Origin of the sequence: Fundicoccus sp. Sow4_F4, assembly GCF_052116145.1 — a bacterium.
Lineage (GTDB): Bacteria > Bacillota > Bacilli > Lactobacillales > Aerococcaceae > Fundicoccus.
On record NZ_JBQKLQ010000005.1, the window covers coordinates 160,371 to 175,878 of the forward strand.

Annotated in this window: 19 protein-coding genes, 2 pseudogenes and 1 other annotated feature; of the genes and pseudogenes, 5 read left to right on the plus strand and 16 right to left on the minus strand. The window is 36.0% G+C overall.

The window, feature by feature from the left end; translation table 11 throughout:
* Nucleotides 1–81: 81 nt before the first annotated feature.
* From ACTQ5J_RS09050 to ACTQ5J_RS09060, 3 genes and pseudogenes are all read right to left on the minus strand, one after another.
* Complete coding sequence (locus ACTQ5J_RS09050; protein ID WP_441752460.1) at nucleotides 82–1,359, minus strand: O-acetylhomoserine aminocarboxypropyltransferase/cysteine synthase family protein; 1,278 nt, start codon at nucleotides 1,357–1,359, stop codon at nucleotides 82–84.
* 59 nt (nucleotides 1,360–1,418) lie between these two features.
* Nucleotides 1,419–1,669 (minus strand) — a binding site (T-box leader).
* Between the two features lie 497 nt (nucleotides 1,670–2,166).
* Nucleotides 2,167–2,295: pseudogene (locus ACTQ5J_RS09055) on the minus strand (TfoX/Sxy family protein); the annotation flags it as partial.
* Between the two features lie 35 nt (nucleotides 2,296–2,330).
* On the minus strand, nucleotides 2,331–2,804 hold the full coding sequence (locus tag ACTQ5J_RS09060; RefSeq protein WP_441752461.1) for an Rrf2 family transcriptional regulator: 474 nt from the start codon (nucleotides 2,802–2,804) through the stop codon (nucleotides 2,331–2,333).
* 102 nt (nucleotides 2,805–2,906) lie between these two features.
* On the opposite strand from ACTQ5J_RS09060, the gene ACTQ5J_RS09065 reads away from it, so the two are divergent.
* Nucleotides 2,907–3,755, plus strand: coding sequence for an SDR family oxidoreductase (locus tag ACTQ5J_RS09065; protein WP_441752462.1), 849 nt, complete (start codon nucleotides 2,907–2,909; stop codon nucleotides 3,753–3,755).
* Nucleotides 3,756–4,289: 534 nt separating this feature from the next.
* On the opposite strand, the gene ACTQ5J_RS09070 is transcribed toward ACTQ5J_RS09065, so the two are convergent.
* Together ACTQ5J_RS09070 and pdxS are read right to left on the minus strand one after the other, a co-directional pair.
* Nucleotides 4,290–4,466 (minus strand): hypothetical protein, encoded by a 177-nt coding sequence (locus ACTQ5J_RS09070; RefSeq protein WP_441752463.1) that lies wholly within the window; start codon nucleotides 4,464–4,466, stop codon nucleotides 4,290–4,292.
* An 88-nt stretch (nucleotides 4,467–4,554) separates the two neighbouring features.
* Complete coding sequence (gene pdxS / locus ACTQ5J_RS09075; RefSeq protein ID WP_441752464.1) at nucleotides 4,555–5,412, minus strand: pyridoxal 5'-phosphate synthase lyase subunit PdxS; 858 nt, start codon at nucleotides 5,410–5,412, stop codon at nucleotides 4,555–4,557.
* 134 nt (nucleotides 5,413–5,546) lie between these two features.
* On the opposite strand from pdxS, the gene pdxR reads away from it, so the two are divergent.
* Nucleotides 5,547–6,935 carry a MocR-like pyridoxine biosynthesis transcription factor PdxR gene (gene pdxR, locus ACTQ5J_RS09080; RefSeq protein WP_441752465.1) on the plus strand — a complete coding sequence of 463 codons (1,389 nt, stop codon included), beginning with the start codon at nucleotides 5,547–5,549 and terminating at the stop codon, nucleotides 6,933–6,935.
* A 60-nt stretch (nucleotides 6,936–6,995) separates the two neighbouring features.
* On the opposite strand, the gene ACTQ5J_RS09085 is transcribed toward pdxR, so the two are convergent.
* Complete coding sequence (locus ACTQ5J_RS09085; RefSeq protein WP_441752466.1) at nucleotides 6,996–7,268, minus strand: hypothetical protein; 273 nt, start codon at nucleotides 7,266–7,268, stop codon at nucleotides 6,996–6,998.
* A gap of 114 nt (nucleotides 7,269–7,382) precedes the next feature.
* On the opposite strand from ACTQ5J_RS09085, the gene ACTQ5J_RS09090 reads away from it, so the two are divergent.
* From ACTQ5J_RS09090 to ACTQ5J_RS09100, 3 genes and pseudogenes are all read left to right on the plus strand, one after another.
* Nucleotides 7,383–7,835: a MarR family winged helix-turn-helix transcriptional regulator gene (locus tag ACTQ5J_RS09090; RefSeq protein WP_441752467.1), complete on the plus strand. Its 453-nt coding sequence runs from the start codon at nucleotides 7,383–7,385 to the stop codon at nucleotides 7,833–7,835.
* Nucleotides 7,836–7,860: 25 nt separating this feature from the next.
* Complete coding sequence (locus ACTQ5J_RS09095; protein WP_441752468.1) at nucleotides 7,861–8,379, plus strand: GNAT family N-acetyltransferase; 519 nt, start codon at nucleotides 7,861–7,863, stop codon at nucleotides 8,377–8,379.
* A gap of 64 nt (nucleotides 8,380–8,443) precedes the next feature.
* Nucleotides 8,444–8,611, plus strand: a pseudogene (locus ACTQ5J_RS09100) (FMN-binding negative transcriptional regulator); the annotation flags it as partial.
* Between the two features lie 32 nt (nucleotides 8,612–8,643).
* Here ACTQ5J_RS09100 and ACTQ5J_RS09105 read toward each other — a convergent pair.
* The 10 genes from ACTQ5J_RS09105 to ACTQ5J_RS09150 all read right to left on the minus strand — a co-directional run bounded on the left by ACTQ5J_RS09105 (nucleotide 8,644) and on the right by ACTQ5J_RS09150 (nucleotide 15,481).
* Entirely contained in the window at nucleotides 8,644–9,087 is a 444-nt protein-coding gene (locus ACTQ5J_RS09105) for a DNA cytosine methyltransferase (RefSeq protein ID WP_441752469.1), read from the minus strand.
* Between the two features lie 372 nt (nucleotides 9,088–9,459).
* Nucleotides 9,460–10,326 (minus strand): AraC family transcriptional regulator, encoded by an 867-nt coding sequence (locus tag ACTQ5J_RS09110; RefSeq protein WP_153862759.1) that lies wholly within the window; start codon nucleotides 10,324–10,326, stop codon nucleotides 9,460–9,462.
* Nucleotides 10,327–11,015: 689 nt separating this feature from the next.
* Nucleotides 11,016–11,510 carry an AAA family ATPase gene (locus ACTQ5J_RS09115; RefSeq protein WP_441752470.1) on the minus strand — a complete coding sequence of 165 codons (495 nt, stop codon included), beginning with the start codon at nucleotides 11,508–11,510 and terminating at the stop codon, nucleotides 11,016–11,018.
* 44 nt (nucleotides 11,511–11,554) lie between these two features.
* A complete protein-coding gene (locus ACTQ5J_RS09120) occupies nucleotides 11,555–11,917 on the minus strand; it encodes a GrpB family protein (protein ID WP_441752471.1) in 363 nt (120 codons plus the stop codon).
* Nucleotides 11,914–12,069: an alpha/beta fold hydrolase gene (locus ACTQ5J_RS09125; RefSeq protein WP_441752514.1), complete on the minus strand. Its 156-nt coding sequence runs from the start codon at nucleotides 12,067–12,069 to the stop codon at nucleotides 11,914–11,916. Before ACTQ5J_RS09125 ends, ACTQ5J_RS09120 begins: the two co-directional genes overlap by 4 nt.
* Nucleotides 12,039–12,251, minus strand: coding sequence for a hypothetical protein (locus ACTQ5J_RS09130; RefSeq protein WP_441752472.1), 213 nt, complete (start codon nucleotides 12,249–12,251; stop codon nucleotides 12,039–12,041). The genes ACTQ5J_RS09125 and ACTQ5J_RS09130 overlap by 31 nt, the downstream gene beginning before the upstream one ends.
* A gap of 55 nt (nucleotides 12,252–12,306) precedes the next feature.
* Nucleotides 12,307–12,978, minus strand: coding sequence for a methyltransferase family protein (locus ACTQ5J_RS09135; RefSeq protein ID WP_441752473.1), 672 nt, complete (start codon nucleotides 12,976–12,978; stop codon nucleotides 12,307–12,309).
* Nucleotides 12,979–13,086: 108 nt separating this feature from the next.
* Nucleotides 13,087–13,575 (minus strand): DUF7000 family protein, encoded by a 489-nt coding sequence (locus ACTQ5J_RS09140; RefSeq protein ID WP_153833512.1) that lies wholly within the window; start codon nucleotides 13,573–13,575, stop codon nucleotides 13,087–13,089.
* A gap of 252 nt (nucleotides 13,576–13,827) precedes the next feature.
* Nucleotides 13,828–14,496, minus strand: coding sequence for a hypothetical protein (locus ACTQ5J_RS09145; RefSeq protein WP_441752474.1), 669 nt, complete (start codon nucleotides 14,494–14,496; stop codon nucleotides 13,828–13,830).
* Nucleotides 14,497–14,773: 277 nt separating this feature from the next.
* Entirely contained in the window at nucleotides 14,774–15,481 is a 708-nt protein-coding gene (locus ACTQ5J_RS09150) for a hypothetical protein (RefSeq protein ID WP_441752475.1), read from the minus strand.
* Nucleotides 15,482–15,508 lie beyond the last annotated feature (27 nt).

Genomic DNA, 15,508 nt, shown 5'->3' on the forward strand with positions numbered 1-15,508 from the left:
AAAAAAGGCTATAATCTATTCAATTATAGCCTGCATAACCAATAAAATTGTTCCTACATCAATCTATCTTTCACTAAGTCGTTAAATCGCAGCTAATGCTTTATCTAAGTCAGCTATGATATCATCCACATTTTCAATTCCGATAGATAAACGGATTGTTTCAGGCTTAATACCACCTTCAGCTAGTTCTTCTTCAGTTAACTGACTATGGGTCATTGAAGCGGGGTGAACCACTAATGATTTAGCATCTCCAACATTCGCTAATAGAGAGAATAATTCTAAATTTTCAATGAAATTAACCCCACCTTCATAGCCACCTTTAACACCAAAGGTAAAGATTGAACCCGCCCCTAGAGGTAAGTATTTTTCTTTTAAGCTATAATATGGGCTACTTTCTAACCCCGCATAATCAACCCATTCTACTTTGTCGTGTTGCGCTAAGAATGTAGCCACTTTCTCTGCATTTTCAACATGACGATCCATACGTACGTGTAATGATTCTAAGCCTTGAACTAATAACCACGCATTGAAAGGTGAAATTGAAGCCCCAGTATCTCGTAATAGCGTCGCACGAATTTTTGTAGTATATGCTGCTGGGCCAAAGGCATCTGCGAAAACAAGATCATTATAAGTTGGATCTGCTTGACTTAAGCCTGGGAACTTATCATTTTGTTTCCAGTCAAACTGTCCACTTTCTACAATTACCCCACCGATTGAAGTACCATGACCACCAATAAATTTAGTCGCTGAATGGACAACAATATCTGCACCATGTTCAATAGGTCGTGATAGATAAGGTGTTGCAAAAGTATTATCAACGATTAGTGGAATACCATGTTTATGCGCTACTTCAGCTAAGCCACTAATATCTTCAATATTTCCAGCCGGATTGCCAATTGTTTCTACAAATACAGCCTTAGTATTGTCTTGAATAGCTTGGTCTACATTCGCTAAATCACTCGTATCTACTATCGTCACATCGATACCGAAGTCCTTGAAAGTATGTTCAAATAAGTTGTGGCTTCCGCCATATAGGTTAGCTGTCGCTACAATGTGATCTCCTGCTTTAGCTAAAACTTGAATAGCATAAGAAATAGCGGCCATACCCGAAGCGACAGCCAAACCAGCTGAACCACCTTCTAAAGCAGCCACTCTACCTTCAAAGACGCCCTGAGTAGGATTTGTGATTCGTGTATAGATATTGCCACCTTCTGTTAAGGCAAAACGATTAGCTCCTTGCGCTACATCATCAAAAACATAAGCTGTTGTTTGGTGTAGAGGAACAGCACGTGACCCTGTTTCATCAATCGTTTGGGCAGCGTGAATGGCTTGTGTCTCAATTCTATAGTCTTTTGTCATAATAAATTCCCCCGATTTTATAATTTTTTTTATAAAAAAAGCTTCCATCCCTTGCTTATGCAAAGGATGAAAGCTACTTCATGGTACCACCTTAATTTATTATATTATCGCTAATATAAACTCACAGAGTACGTTAAAAAATCATTATACTCTTTCCCTGTAACGGGGGCTCCCGAATAATCCTCACCTATCTTAGGCTTAAACTATTATGCTCCAAGACCATTTTCTTCTAATCTCCTTGACCTACTTCCACCACACATAGGCTCTCTCAACAAGGGTCATAAAATACTTATCCCATCATCGCGTATTGCATATATCAATTTAGATATATGATAATGGCATTTTGATGATAAGTCAACCTTTAATTTTAATTTTCTTTTCATTTTAAACCTTTTGTTAAGCTTTATTCATTATATTAATAAATATGTAGCCTATAACTTTTTAAAATTAGTTTTATAGCTTCATCAACTGAATTTTTGCTTACAGGTAATCTCTCCGCAACTTTTACTTACGCATTAAATTACTGCTGATACTTTGTCTAGATCTGTCATGATATTACTGACACCTTCGAGTCTAAAGATAAACGGATTGTTTCAGGTTTAATGCCACCTTCAACTGGTTCTTCTTTCGTTAGTTAGCTAAGTGTCACTCAAACCGGATAAACCACTAATGATTTTTCAATTCCCACACTCCCTAAAGCACTCCTACCTACTATCAGCACACCTTGCCAATCCAATCAAATATTTACAAATAAAGTATCACCAGGTGAATTGCCGTAGCCCCATAAACAAAAAAATTCCCTTTTTAATAAGTACCACCTACAATTTTTCCTGCATAATACATAATATACTCTCCCATCATGGCTCGATGAGTAATATCTTATAAGTTCCCTAGTTGTTCTAAAATATAATCTAAATATTCTTTACTGGATGACATAGCGCACCCCCAAGTATTATCGACTTAGCTTATTTTTATAAAAATCGTTGAAGTATTTGCTTAGTTTCTTCGTCGTTTGATTCAGATTGATTGGCACTTTGAGAGACGGTATGGATAATATCCGCTAAGTTGATTTGCTGCATCTCCAATTCAACGCTACGTTGCAATCGATCATATTTTTCGGCTAATACACCTTGGATATTACCTCCTACGATACAGGCAGGTGCTGTCTTCTCATCCACACGAAATAGTTGTTGCGCTTCATCAATTGCTTGATAGATATCGTAAAACGAAATATTTTCGGGTTCTCTACTTAATTTCGGATTGGCTTTTCCTGATTGACTGGTGATCAGGCCAGCCTTTTTAAGGCTACTCATAATGCGTCTAACAGAAACGGGATTAGCATTCACACTTTTGGCAATGACCTCACTAGATAAGTCTGTGCCTTGAAGCATCTCGATATAAACTAGAATATGAATAGCATTACTAAATTTTACTGAATATTTCATCTGAATATCCCACCTCTTTTCTCTTGACTTATTATAGCACATTCACTATCATTAACCTGTAACTTTAATTGTTACAAGTTAATGAAAAAGGAGTGTTTATTCATGAAATATTTAGTAACTGGCGCAACAGGTGCCTTTGGTGGCCTCGCATTAGACAAATTAAAAACATTAGTTCCCGTATCAGATATCCACATCTTAGCGCGTAGTAAAGAAAAAGCTACGCCACTTGCTGAAGCTGGCTATACAGTACACATCGGTAATTACTTAGATAAAGCATCTTTAAAAGCTGCCTTCACAGGTATTGACCGCTTATTACTAGTTTCATCAGCACCCGGCACTCGTCAAGAAGAACATCAAAATGCGATTAATGCAGCCAAAGAAGCTGGTGTTAGCTTTATCACCTATACAAGCTTTGCCCATGCAGACCAATCTTCTGCCGACCTAGCAACTGACCACCGTTATACCGAAAAAGCCATCAAAGCATCCGGCATTCCATTTACAATTTTAAGAAACAACTGGTACTTGGAAAATGAACTACCGCTTGTAGGTGCAGCTTTAAATAGTGGTAAACTATTATACACCGCTGAAAATGGTAAAGCAGGTTGGGCATTACGTCGCGAATACGCTGAAGCAGCTGCGATCGTTTTAGCTGGTGAAAAAACTTTCCCTGAAATTCTAGAATTATCTGGGAAACCAGTAGACTACATTACTTTAACTAAAGCACTAGCAGAAGCAATAGGTAAAGAAATTACCCCTCTAGATACTAACGACGAAGCATTCGTTAAAAATCTAACTGACAATCAATTACCAGATCCAGTAGCAGGCTTCTTCCTAGCGATCCAAGGTGACATCAAAAATGGTGTATTAGATGTACAATCAGATGACTTTGAAACGGTATTAGGCAAGCCATTAACACCGCTTGTGGATGCCTTTAAAGAATTACTTCAATAATTTCATATCGTTCAATAAACCATTCTTCATAAAAAGATCAAGAGCCCCTACTAGCTAGCCTTAATGACAACTAGTAGGGGCTCTTTTTGAATATGAATACCTTCAAATCAAAAAAACGTTTCTGGCTACTTAAAATTTGACATCAAGTCAAAGATCCAACCACCAATAGGGACAGCCTTTTATTAAGCACCCGTCTATCATATGTATTGCCGTATGGTTAATCTACGTCATCATTTAATCAACTACTAAAAGCGTAATTTTTCTTTTTTTACTACCGTATTGCTTTATAGTCCAAATCTGTATATGAAGAATTAGTAATCAAATTGATTAATTGATCGTAAGTTTCAGGGCTTATTGCCTCCTTAAATCCATCGTATCATTGACATGGACTTTTCCAATTTAGTTCATTGGTATTAGATGGTGAACACGAATAAAGTTTTTATCGTGTTCGCCATATACCTTTTCGAATTCGAAGCCACAGACAAAACACTTACATCCATAATATTGAATACACTTTTGACGTGCTATAGAACTTCACTGATACTTGTTTACTAATGTTAACTCTTCTGAATCAACTTGAGCCACTAATCTTAAACGAGCATACATGCCACCTAATGCTTTTAAGTATTCTTCTTTTATAAACCAATACTCTTCGTCGTTTACAATTTCCTCCCTTGACGTGGTGTTAAGTAACTCCTCGATAACTCCCAAGGAAGAGGAACTCCCAAACTGCCTAGGACAAAATAAAAAAAGTCAGGAGACCAAGCCCACTGACTTTTGAAAACCTTGTTTTTAATGGTTAACGGTTAGACATGATGACTTTAATTTCGTCTTCATTAATACCTACCATCGCTTCGCCTAAATCAGTTGAGATTTCGACTAATTTGGCAGCATCTTTGTAATGGGCTACTGCTTCAACTATGGCTTTGGCACGTTTTTCTGGATTACCTGATTTGAAAATACCTGAACCAACGAAAACTCCTTCAGCACCTAATTGCATCATTAAAGCCGCATCAGCAGGGGTTGCCACCCCGCCAGCAGAAAAGTTCAACACAGGTAATTTCCCCGTATCATGGACTCGCTTTAATAAATCATAAGAGACACCTAACTCCTTAGCTTGGTTAAAGAGCTGATCATCTTGTAACGAAGCCACATAGCGGATTTGTTCATGGATTTTTCTTAAGTGACTAACCGCTTGACTGACATCCCCTGTTCCTGCTTCACCTTTAGTACGAATCATTTTAGCCCCTTCTTGAATACGGCGTAAAGCTTCACCTAAATCTCTAGCTCCACAAACGAAAGGTGTTTCAAAGGGTTGTTTATCAATATGATAAACTTGATCAGCGACTGATAAGACTTCTGACTCATCAATATAGTCAATTTGTAAACTTTCTAAGATTTGAGCTTCGACAAAGTGACCAATTCTTACTTTCGCCATGACTGGTATAGAAACTGCTGCTTGAATTTCTTTTATCATTTGAGGGTCACTCATCCGACTAATACCACCAGCAGCTCGAATGTCTGCAGGAACTCTTTCTAAAGCCATGACCGCTACGGCACCAGCTGCTTCAGCAATTTTAGCTTGTTCCACATTTATCACGTCCATAATGACGCCACCAGCTAATTGTTTATGTACTTCTTCAATTGATCGTTTCATTTTGATTGCTCCTTTATACATATTATCTCCACTTTAACAATCTTTTGGATGTTTCTTAAGATGCAAAAACAGATATTTTTATGGGTCCAACTAGTTATTTATTGTATAATGGATAATACGAGAGGAGGAAAAGCATGATTACGGTAAACTTTAACGAAGACCAACACCTCTACTTACAAATAGTCGATGAAGTCATTCGGCAAATTGCCCAAGGACATTTAAAAAGTGGAGACCAACTCCCCTCACGCAGGGCTTTGGCAGATCATTTAAAAGTCAGTCTTAATACAGTCATTAACGCTTATGACCAACTGACCGATGAAGGCTATATAGTGCCGAGGGAAAGATCTGGTTATTATGTGGATTTACTAGAAATTGATATGTTGCCCTCTGAGGAAATGGAGACAAAGCCGCTAAAACATGAGCATTCTACAATAAGTGAAGTCAGCCAATATACTTATGATTTTCACTTTGCCAACCGTGATATGTCAACTTTAAATCCCAAACAATTATTGCAGTATGCACCCGAAGCGCTAGCAAGAAGCGTGGTTAATTGTAATTTAAAAGATGACTTGGGTGCTCTCTCTTTACGCTTGGCTATTGCTAATTATTTACGTAAATATCGGGGAGTGAAGACTTCAGCTGACAATATCATCATTACAGGTGGTCATACGGCTAGCTTACAGACACTATTTGCCTTATTAGACGATGCGATTTATGCCTTAGAAGATCCTGGCTATTATAAAAATTTAGATTTCTTTACAGACTATCATCAAAAGACGATTCGAATTCCGATTGATAAATATGGTTTCTCAGTTAAAGTTTTGGAGACTACCTCAGCTAACATCGTGATAACTACTCCCAGCCATCAGTTTCCCACTGGCATTATCATAGGGATGCGTCGACGTCAGCGTTTATTAAAATGGGCCTATCAGGCAGAAAACCGTTATATTATTGAAAATGACTACTATAATGAGTTCCGCCTTAAGGGCCGTCCTGTTCCTGCTTTGACAAGTCTGGACGACCAAGAGCGAGTCATTTTATTAGGGGCCTTTCGTCAAAGTATGGGGTCAATTTTTAAGATGTCTTATTTAGTTTTACCCGATCAATTAATGAATAAATTCCATCAAGCTAAATTAAAAATCAGTGATATTTCCAGCTTTGAGCAATATTTAATGACTGATTTTCTCAATTCTCCCCATTTTCCTAAATATATTAATAGCCTGCGGACTAATTACCGTCGTAAGGAAAAAGCGGTTCTAGCAGCGCTTAACCAAACCCAACTACCCCTAACCATTAAGGAAGCAGGGGCTGGACTTTTCTTAATTATTAACTTTGAGGGTGAGATTCCACCGACTGACGTGATTCAAGCTAGGCTGGCTGAAAATAAGATCCGCTTACAACCGGTCAACCACTACGCTAAATTAAAGAACCGGTTCGACCAAAGTTATATATTAGGTTATGGTGGGCTAGAGCTTGATGAAATTGATCAAGCTATTCAAGCTTTAGTCTCTATTTTTAAATAAAGCAAAAGACTCAGTTAGTCAGCGAAATGTTGTGACCCCCAAAAGTTAGATTTTTTTACTCTACCTTTTGGGGGTCACTACACTATCGATACCGATACCTGTTATGGCTGCTGTTAGCAGCCCCAAAACGTCAGGTCTTTGTCTAATCAAAAATGAATTACAACAACTCAATGTTAAAGCTATTATTACCCAACTTCCCACGGTAAGCCCTACCCTTATAGATAGTCCCAGCAAAACTGCATCAAAGGGTGAAGTTCCAAGGTCTGATTGTATTGTAAATGAAATACTAAGGGTTAATAATAAAATTCCTAATACATAAAAAATATATTTCACTTTTCGATACCTCATTATTTTATTTTTTGTTGCAAATACAACAAAAATAGGTTAAATTTAATGTCGATTAATCTTGTTGCATTTGCAATAAAACATTTAATAAGGAGTTAATTTATGAAGGAGATTCTTCGTGAGATTGGAATGATAGCAAGAGCGTTAGATTCTATAAGTAATATAGAATTTAAAGAATATGACCTTACAAAAGGACAGTATTTGTATCTTGTACGAATATGTGAGCACCCCGGAATCATTCAAGAACAGTTGGCTGAGATGATAAAAGTAGATCGAACAACAGCCTCTCGAGCTATAAAGAAACTTGAAAAGAATGGCTTTATTGAAAGAAGAGAAGATAAGTATAACAAGAAAATTAAAAAAATCTTTCCAACTATGAAGGGGGAAAATGTTTATCCTAAGATTAAAAGAGAGAATGATCATTCGAATAGTGTCGCATTAGCAGGTTTTAGCGAAAGAGAAGTAGAAATCATTTCTCACCTTCTTCAAAGAGTTAGAAAGAATATAGAGGTTGACTGGGAATATGTAAAAAAAGGGAACAAGAGAAGTTATTGATTATATTAAGGGGCGAAAAAGTAACATGACGATAAGAACGAAAAAGTGCACGGTTGAGGATTTACAAGCACTTCAAGAAATAAGTATAGAAACATTCAATGCAACATTTAAAGATCAGAATTCACCTGAAAATATGACGTCCTATTTGGAAAGGGCATTTAACCTTGAACAATTAGAAAATGAATTATCCAATATTTCTTCAGAGTTTTATTTTGTTTATTTTAAAAATGAAGTCGCTGGATATTTAAAAATCAATATCAATGATGCTCAGTCTGAAGAAATGGGCCATGATTCACTTGAAATCGAAAGGATTTATATTAAGAACAAATTTCAAAGACATGGGCTTGGTAAAGTTCTGTTTAATAAAGCATTGGAAGTTGCGAAGGAACATAATAGAAAGAAAATCTGGTTAGGTGTATGGGAAAAGAATGAAAATGCTATTTCCTTTTATAAGAAAATGGGATTTATTAAAATCGGAACCCACTCCTTTTTTATGGGTGATGAAGAGCAAACAGATTTGATCATGAGCAAAACACTCGTATAACCCTATTGGAAAGGTGGATTTCTATGTATTTTCCAAAAATTTTAAGATGACAAATGTTGATGAAATGTGGGAATTTATTCAAAAAAACTCTTTTGGTACGGTTGTTACAATAGTTCAGGGGAAGCCAATTGCCACTCATGCACCGTTACAATTAATCCGAACCAGCGATGGTGACTACATTACTGGGCATATGGCTTATGCGAATCCTCAATGGAAAGCGTTTGAAGTAGAGAAGGAAAATATTCTTGTTATATTTCAAGGTCCTCATGGGTACATTTCGTCATTTGTGAACGATTCAAGTACGGCCTTAAAATCCAGCCTGTTATTTGATGAAAAAGCTCCCATGACGTTTTCCCAAACAGCAATAACTGGATATGTTCCATTCGTTGCACACCTCATTTCTTCTATGATTCGGATTGCATGATAAAATAAACTGGATTGACTTCCAGTAAGACCTTCTCGTTTACCAATATTAGATAGGTTCTGACAAGGTGAACCAAATGTAATGATATGAACAGGTGGAATTTCCCCACCATTTACTTTTGTAATATTTCCTAAATGATGGATGTTAGGAAAATGCCGCTTCGTAATAGATATGGGAGCTTTTTCAATTTCACTTGCCCAAATCGGTTGAACCCCATAACGAGAAGCAGCTAATGGAAATACACCAATCCCATCAAATAAACTTCCTAAAGTTAGTTTTGTCATATTCCACCTTCTATTCTCCTTTTTTAGGCGCAAAAAAAAGACGTTCATTTTATTTGAACGCCTTACAATATTTTTATTCTATTGTGTTCCCATACCCTGATCAATTACCACTGAAATGGTAATGTGGTTTTTCAGTACTTTATTTCTCGTTTTTTCACCTTCTCCCACAAACACGAAATGCTTGTGAAAGTGTTTAAAACTAAGGATTTCTATATAGTTTCTCTTTGTAGCAACGATACACACTCCACATGGCACGCTAGGACAATATGAATAACTAGTCAGCGTGTCCGTTCGTGAAAACTTATCATAAAACCTTTTAACGATATCTACTATCTATAGTTAAAAGGTTTCAGAAAGATTGACTGGGATTTATTAAGCTTTAGTTATCGGAATCCAAAGTTCCATTTTGTAGTCTTTGCTGTGCATATCACCTTCATAGTAATATTCAAAGTCGGGTTTTCCTGAATGTGCATAGCCATGCTCGGGAAAAAATACTTCCATCGCATATTTCCACCCGTTATGAATACATTCCGGAACACTTCCTATTAACTCTACAACTGCATACTCTGCTTCTTCCACTTCCAAAACATCTAAGCCCATGCTTATGGCTTTGTCTATATCAGTAACTATATAGCCTGCCATATAGTTTATGGTATTGTTTTCTAAAACATCGTGATTATCAAGGTTTACTATGTCATGACAAATACCTACACTTTGATCGCTTCCTAAACCTAAAAGTTCATCGTGGCTATATTTTTTATATAGCTTATCCCAAACACTTGGGCATACTGATGAGTTGATGTTTTGTTCATTAATCCCTGCAACTGTAAAGGCTTTTTTCTTTTGAATTGTAATATTCATACTTCTTCCTCCTCTTACACTAAGTGATAATTGCACTCGTGAAAATAATTTGAATGGCTTCCCATTTCGTACCTCTGAAGGGGTAAATCCATGAAAATTCTTAAAAGCAGAACCAAATGAATCTGATGACTCATATCCAAATTTGAGGGCAATGTCAATAATCTTTTCATCGGTATCTCTTAATATTATGGCTGCTTCTGTTAATCTTCTACTTCTTAAATATTCCGAAAGCGTTATTTCAGTTAGAATAGAAAATAATCGACTAAACATTGAATAAGAGTATCCTGATAGCTGCGTTACTTTCCTTTCCTCTATCTCATCATCAAGAACTGTTTCAAGATAATCAATCGTATTATTGAACGACTTGATAATATTCATTTTGGTTTCCCTCCTCTCTTTTGGTTTACTTTAGTATAGTGGAGAATATCTTTTACTACCCTACAGTATTCGTACAAAATTTATAGGTCTTGCCAAATTGGATTGTCAACACTAAATCAAACAAATATTATAGGGTCTGTACACATGGCATAGAGTGTGGAGCACTCTTATTGTTTTTGTTGTCGTATTTAATATTACAATCCATCTAAAAATGAGAGTTCAAACATTATCACAAAGCCTAGGTTCGTCACTCTATTACTTATTCTTCATACTTCTTCTCCATCAACACAATCGTCTCAACATGGCTTGAGAGGACAGAATGAATGTCATTTGAGTATGTTCGTTCTCGGAAACATATCCACTGCGTTTTTAGCACTATCGGTAGACGGGAACATATCCATTCATGAAAAAAAATAACGTGTCTAATTGCATAATCATGATTGAGTAGAGTTGTCAAAAGAATAAACATAACGTATTTCAGTAAGTTTTTTTCCTGTAATTTCAATAATGCATTCATCGTCTTCATTGCATCGCCACTTATTCTTCCGGCTGAATCAATACTACCCCCTGCTCTGAGATGACAATAATGATATCACCTGAAGCTGGTATCCCCTTGTTGGAAGTATATCTTTCAAAAAATTTGACAAAACTTATCATCTAGTACAATTTCCATGCCTAAAACCACAATATTAATATCCCTCGACTACTATAACTTCACCTTCTTCATCAGTTGGGGGTTGAAAATGATCATAATAAGTGGAAGCTGTTTGCTCCGTCAATATGATATCATTTTGATGATTTCCGTTTCTTTTTCGAATACGTTCCATAACAACTTCCTTAGGTGTCTTTATATAATAGATTTTGGGTTCTATGTCGTATTTCTTTAATAATGAAATATATTCATTTCTCATTTCTCTAGACCAAAATGAATAATCGAGAACAATATCAATGTTTTGCATGATAAGTGAAATTAGTTTTTCATCAAGATAGGTTTTAATATCTTCTAAAACCTCCTGAGGTAAAGGATGTTCATTCAAACCTCGTTTGAATGATTCTTCATCATAAGATAGTATTGTCATCCCGGTCCTTTCAAATTTTTTTGCTAGTGTTGATTTACCTGCTCCCGCAGGGCCGCACATTAAAATAACTTTACTTTTCGACAAATTATCTACTGTATTTTTCATTGATATAACCTCCTATAACAAACCAAGAAAACATGACACTCTCCTTAAGCATTATTACTATTCGCTCTTTTCATGATTTCCTGTACTATTGATGTTTTAGCATTCGCATAGTGCTGGACATGCCTCCATTTATTCTTTGCCAAGCTTCGTTTGACTTGTGCATATTTGTCCCGATCAGTATCATTAGTCCGCAACCAATCACGGAAGCGTAACATTCTATCAATCTCTGATGTGCCCAAACTGAACACATGCAGATTAATATCGGTATCCGGTCCTTTAAACAAACGATGCTCAAACCAGTCAAGTTCTCGAATCTGTAGCACATATCCGGCCGCTTCCAACACTGGAACGTAGGATGACTCATCAGCAGAATCCTTAACAACCAACCGTATTCTTTTGCAACTCATCTCGGAATAAATTTAAAAAATATATTTTGAAGTGACAGTAATACTTTCGGCATTTTAAATTGGGTATTTATCAAAGTCAATGAATCGACAGCTTCTGGGAAATCAACTGCATAATTAAGGGCTAAAGTACCTCCAAGTGATATACCGAAAATTTGTCTCCTGAGTTACCACAAATACGTTTAACTTCATCATATAAATTTTTATAGCCAATCGGACCTTTATCTTGTACAACAACCAAATTAATCTCTGATGTATCCTTCACGGATAATTTTTCCTTGACTGCCTCCCAGCTCGAAGGTTCTTGCCCCAGGCCATGAATCAATATTACTTTCATTAAATTTCTCCTTTAAACCATATCGAGTCAGGTGATTTTTAGCCTATTTTGGCTATTACCAAATAAATGGTATCAATCGATAAGGTACCTTTTGCTTATACTCGGCATAGCCTGACAATTCTTGTTCAAGAAATACCTCTTCTGATTTGATTCGTTTAGCAATAATTAATGGATACAACAGGAAAATAGCAAAGGCGTAAATTGATCCTAGTATCAAAGGCATCGATAAAAACAGCAAAACCGTCGCACTATACATTGGATGTCTGACAATTCCATAAAGCCCTGTATCTATCAACTTTTGGTTTTCCTGCTTCACTATTGTCCGACTAAGATAGGTGTTCTCACGCAGCACCTCAGCATATAAAAGGTAGGCCACAAGAAAAACTAGGGTCGCTGAAATCACTACTCCCTTTGGCAAAATATACCAATTAAACCGAACGCCTAGTCCAGCCACAATAAAGCCTGCACAAAACATTAATCCACTTAGTTTTACAACCAGGCTTTGATCTTTTTGTTTTTCTTTTGCATTCAGTCGTTTTCTTAATAACTCTGGATTTTTATACATCATGACAAGCCCCGCGCAAAACATCGGAATAAACAGGATGCCCATGAATAGCCATGCATTAGCATATGCGGTCGTTCCAGCTGGTAAGAATATCAATAGCCCTACTAGCAAAAGTCCCAATGTGAATTTTGCGATTGCTTGAATAAATAAAGTTAAGGTCATAGCAATTCTCCTTTCACGCTTCTCATTCTAAGGAATCATCGACTCAATTTTATCTGTCATAATTTGCTCAAAGATAAATTTGTAGCTCGTTTTTTAAATACATCCGCATCATAAATTATCCATCTGCTTCTTCACAAATTCTACCATTTCCAAAATGACAGGTTTTATTTTAGAAATAACATATTCCCCGCTCTGCAACTCAATATTATCGATTTCCTGTTTAATAATGTAATCCACTCTTTGAGGATTATCGTTTAGGACGTATTTCAGAGGTTGATCTTTTAACCGATTGTAATAGTGAGTTTGAATTTTTCTGTTATGACCGGAAGCCCAAACTTCAAATCTAAATGTCTTATGTACAAAGACAAGTTGAATTTTAATCCCCTTTGCCTTTAATTCTGGATCAGTTAATTGAAAATAGGCAAAATCCATATTATTCTCAGCGATATTACCAGAAAAAGAATAGTCCGGTAATTCTTTTTCAAGCCCAACACGTAGAAACCTAAATAATTTAATGAATTCCTGATAACCAAGTTGAAGTTCAGTGGTTTCTAAAAGATTTTTATAAGTTTCTAAATAGTTACTATTGAAGTTCATATTTTCACCTTCCTAATATTAATGGTGCTATTTTGTAGTGTATTTTCATAATTGAAATAAAGCGGTATCTTTCTTCAATTATCTTATCACGATTAGGGGATAAACGGAAAACCCACAACTTTGTTTAGAGTCATGGGCTTTCTACATCTACAAGTTACCGCTAGATCGTATTATTTATCAATAACCCATTCTCCAAGACTGTATGTCTAAATCATAGATAGATATTTTATCAAAATATCGAGTATCCTCATCCTAATCCCGCTCAATGACATCAATGCCAAATAGTCTCAAAAGCGTATTAAAGTTATAAGGGTAAGAGTTATCTCCTTCAAATACTACCGCCTTATGCCCATCACTATATTTAAATTCCAACTCCCACTGTGTTCCATCAAGTACCGTGTATCCAAAGCGTCCAGTTGTATAATGTCGTCTCCACTCACTGATGTGTAGCTCTTTAAGCGCAGCTACGAATATATTTTTTGTATATGGTTCATCATTATCATCCAATAATAAGAGTGGTTCCTTTACTTCCCATAACTTTGTATAGGCTTTCAATTCATCGGATAGCAGTACAATATAGGTACGATAACCACCCAAATAACCTCCAATGTTAAAAGTAATCTTACAGATAGCATTAACGTTTGCATCAAAATCAGCTATCTTTTTTTCAGCCTTTGATAAATTATAAATTCCGCCAGCCTCAACATAGGCTTGTTTGGCTATATCTAAATACTCACGGTTCCAATAAATTCGGTTATCTTTACTGGGCTTAATAACAGTTTTCTTGTCAGCATATGGGTTTTCCAGAGAATTTTTGAGGCGACCTATTTCTTGCTTAAGCCCTCGGATAGTGGTCATTATTTCCTCTTTCGTTTTTCCTTTAAGATGCTCTTCATAGTAACTTTCCGGACTGATCATCATAATAGACTGTCTCCTTTATTCGATAGGAACTTTTATTTCATCACCAACAGGTCAAACAAATCCCTGCTGAAACTTGATACCAAATGCATCTCCAATAACTTTTATCTCATCTAAACTTCCTGTCACCCGTTTTAATTTCCTATTGATGTTCTGCGGAATCTATCAATTGTATCTAACAAATTCAGAAACGTTTATATTCAAAAGTATATAATGGAACTTTGCCTATTTTGTAAAGCATCACTTTTTCAATTATTTGATAACTTAAAACGACATAGTTCTAATATATCCAGGTATCAAACGATTCCGTTGAGTCTGTCAAAAATAGATTTTTCAACGTCATCGCGGCCCAATCTACATCGTCTGCCTCAAACTCAATTGACTGATTCTCTTCAAAAAGTTTATTAACAACAGCTAATACAAAATTCTCAAACGTACTTTCATCTTTTGAGCAAACATAAGCAATTAAATTATCCGAAACGAAAGCAACATGTTGGATGCTATTATTTTTAACATAGTAAACTTCTGCTGGTAAAATCTTTGTAAAGTCCTCAAAAGTAGCTGATAGAGGATTTATCGCTTGGTGAGTCTCTTTATAGTGATTAAAAAGCAACTCGCAACACTCTCTATAGTCATTTTGACCTCGGATTGCCTTGAATATTTTACTTTCACCAGAGGATAAACCCTTTAGCAAATCTTGTTTCTTTACTTCCATTTCATGACTAATTCTAGCCTTCTTAAAGCCTTGAGATGCTAAGAAAGTTGTTTTCTGAGTTTCAAGAGAAGATATCATCACTTGTAGTGGAGACTTCTCTTCATCAGCAATTTTCTGAAACAAGTTCGCCTCACTTATTACTGCTGTATCCTCCAAATCAAATTTGATATAACAATGATTCTTATGATAAGTATTTCGATACGTTTCGACTTTAGCTAGTTGTTCTCCAGAGTTTTCTATCAGATACTTATCTTTATGCTTAGTAATTTTCATGTTCATATCCTTTCATTAAATCAATCT

What these genes read in the sequence shown, in the direction of transcription:
- pdxR (WP_441752465.1), top strand. Translation starts at nt 5,547, where the DNA reads ATGATTACGGTAAACTTTAACGAAGACCAACACCTCTACTTACAAATA.
- ACTQ5J_RS09060 (WP_441752461.1), bottom strand. Translation starts at nt 2,804, where the DNA reads ATGAAATATTCAGTAAAATTTAGTAATGCTATTCATATTCTAGTTTAT.
- ACTQ5J_RS09135 (WP_441752473.1), bottom strand. Translation starts at nt 12,978, where the DNA reads ATGACCTTAACTTTATTTATTCAAGCAATCGCAAAATTCACATTGGGA.
- ACTQ5J_RS09095 (WP_441752468.1), top strand. Translation starts at nt 7,861, where the DNA reads ATGACGATAAGAACGAAAAAGTGCACGGTTGAGGATTTACAAGCACTT.
- ACTQ5J_RS09090 (WP_441752467.1), top strand. Translation starts at nt 7,383, where the DNA reads ATGAAGGAGATTCTTCGTGAGATTGGAATGATAGCAAGAGCGTTAGAT.
- ACTQ5J_RS09145 (WP_441752474.1), bottom strand. Translation starts at nt 14,496, where the DNA reads ATGATGATCAGTCCGGAAAGTTACTATGAAGAGCATCTTAAAGGAAAA.
- ACTQ5J_RS09150 (WP_441752475.1), bottom strand. Translation starts at nt 15,481, where the DNA reads ATGAAAATTACTAAGCATAAAGATAAGTATCTGATAGAAAACTCTGGA.
- ACTQ5J_RS09105 (WP_441752469.1), bottom strand. Translation starts at nt 9,087, where the DNA reads ATGACAAAACTAACTTTAGGAAGTTTATTTGATGGGATTGGTGTATTT.
- ACTQ5J_RS09130 (WP_441752472.1), bottom strand. Translation starts at nt 12,251, where the DNA reads ATGAAAGTAATATTGATTCATGGCCTGGGGCAAGAACCTTCGAGCTGG.
- ACTQ5J_RS09065 (WP_441752462.1), top strand. Translation starts at nt 2,907, where the DNA reads ATGAAATATTTAGTAACTGGCGCAACAGGTGCCTTTGGTGGCCTCGCA.
- ACTQ5J_RS09050 (WP_441752460.1), bottom strand. Translation starts at nt 1,359, where the DNA reads ATGACAAAAGACTATAGAATTGAGACACAAGCCATTCACGCTGCCCAA.
- pdxS (WP_441752464.1), bottom strand. Translation starts at nt 5,412, where the DNA reads ATGAAACGATCAATTGAAGAAGTACATAAACAATTAGCTGGTGGCGTC.
- ACTQ5J_RS09140 (WP_153833512.1), bottom strand. Translation starts at nt 13,575, where the DNA reads ATGAACTTCAATAGTAACTATTTAGAAACTTATAAAAATCTTTTAGAA.
- ACTQ5J_RS09120 (WP_441752471.1), bottom strand. Translation starts at nt 11,917, where the DNA reads ATGAGTTGCAAAAGAATACGGTTGGTTGTTAAGGATTCTGCTGATGAG.
- ACTQ5J_RS09110 (WP_153862759.1), bottom strand. Translation starts at nt 10,326, where the DNA reads ATGAATATTATCAAGTCGTTCAATAATACGATTGATTATCTTGAAACA.
- ACTQ5J_RS09115 (WP_441752470.1), bottom strand. Translation starts at nt 11,510, where the DNA reads ATGAAAAATACAGTAGATAATTTGTCGAAAAGTAAAGTTATTTTAATG.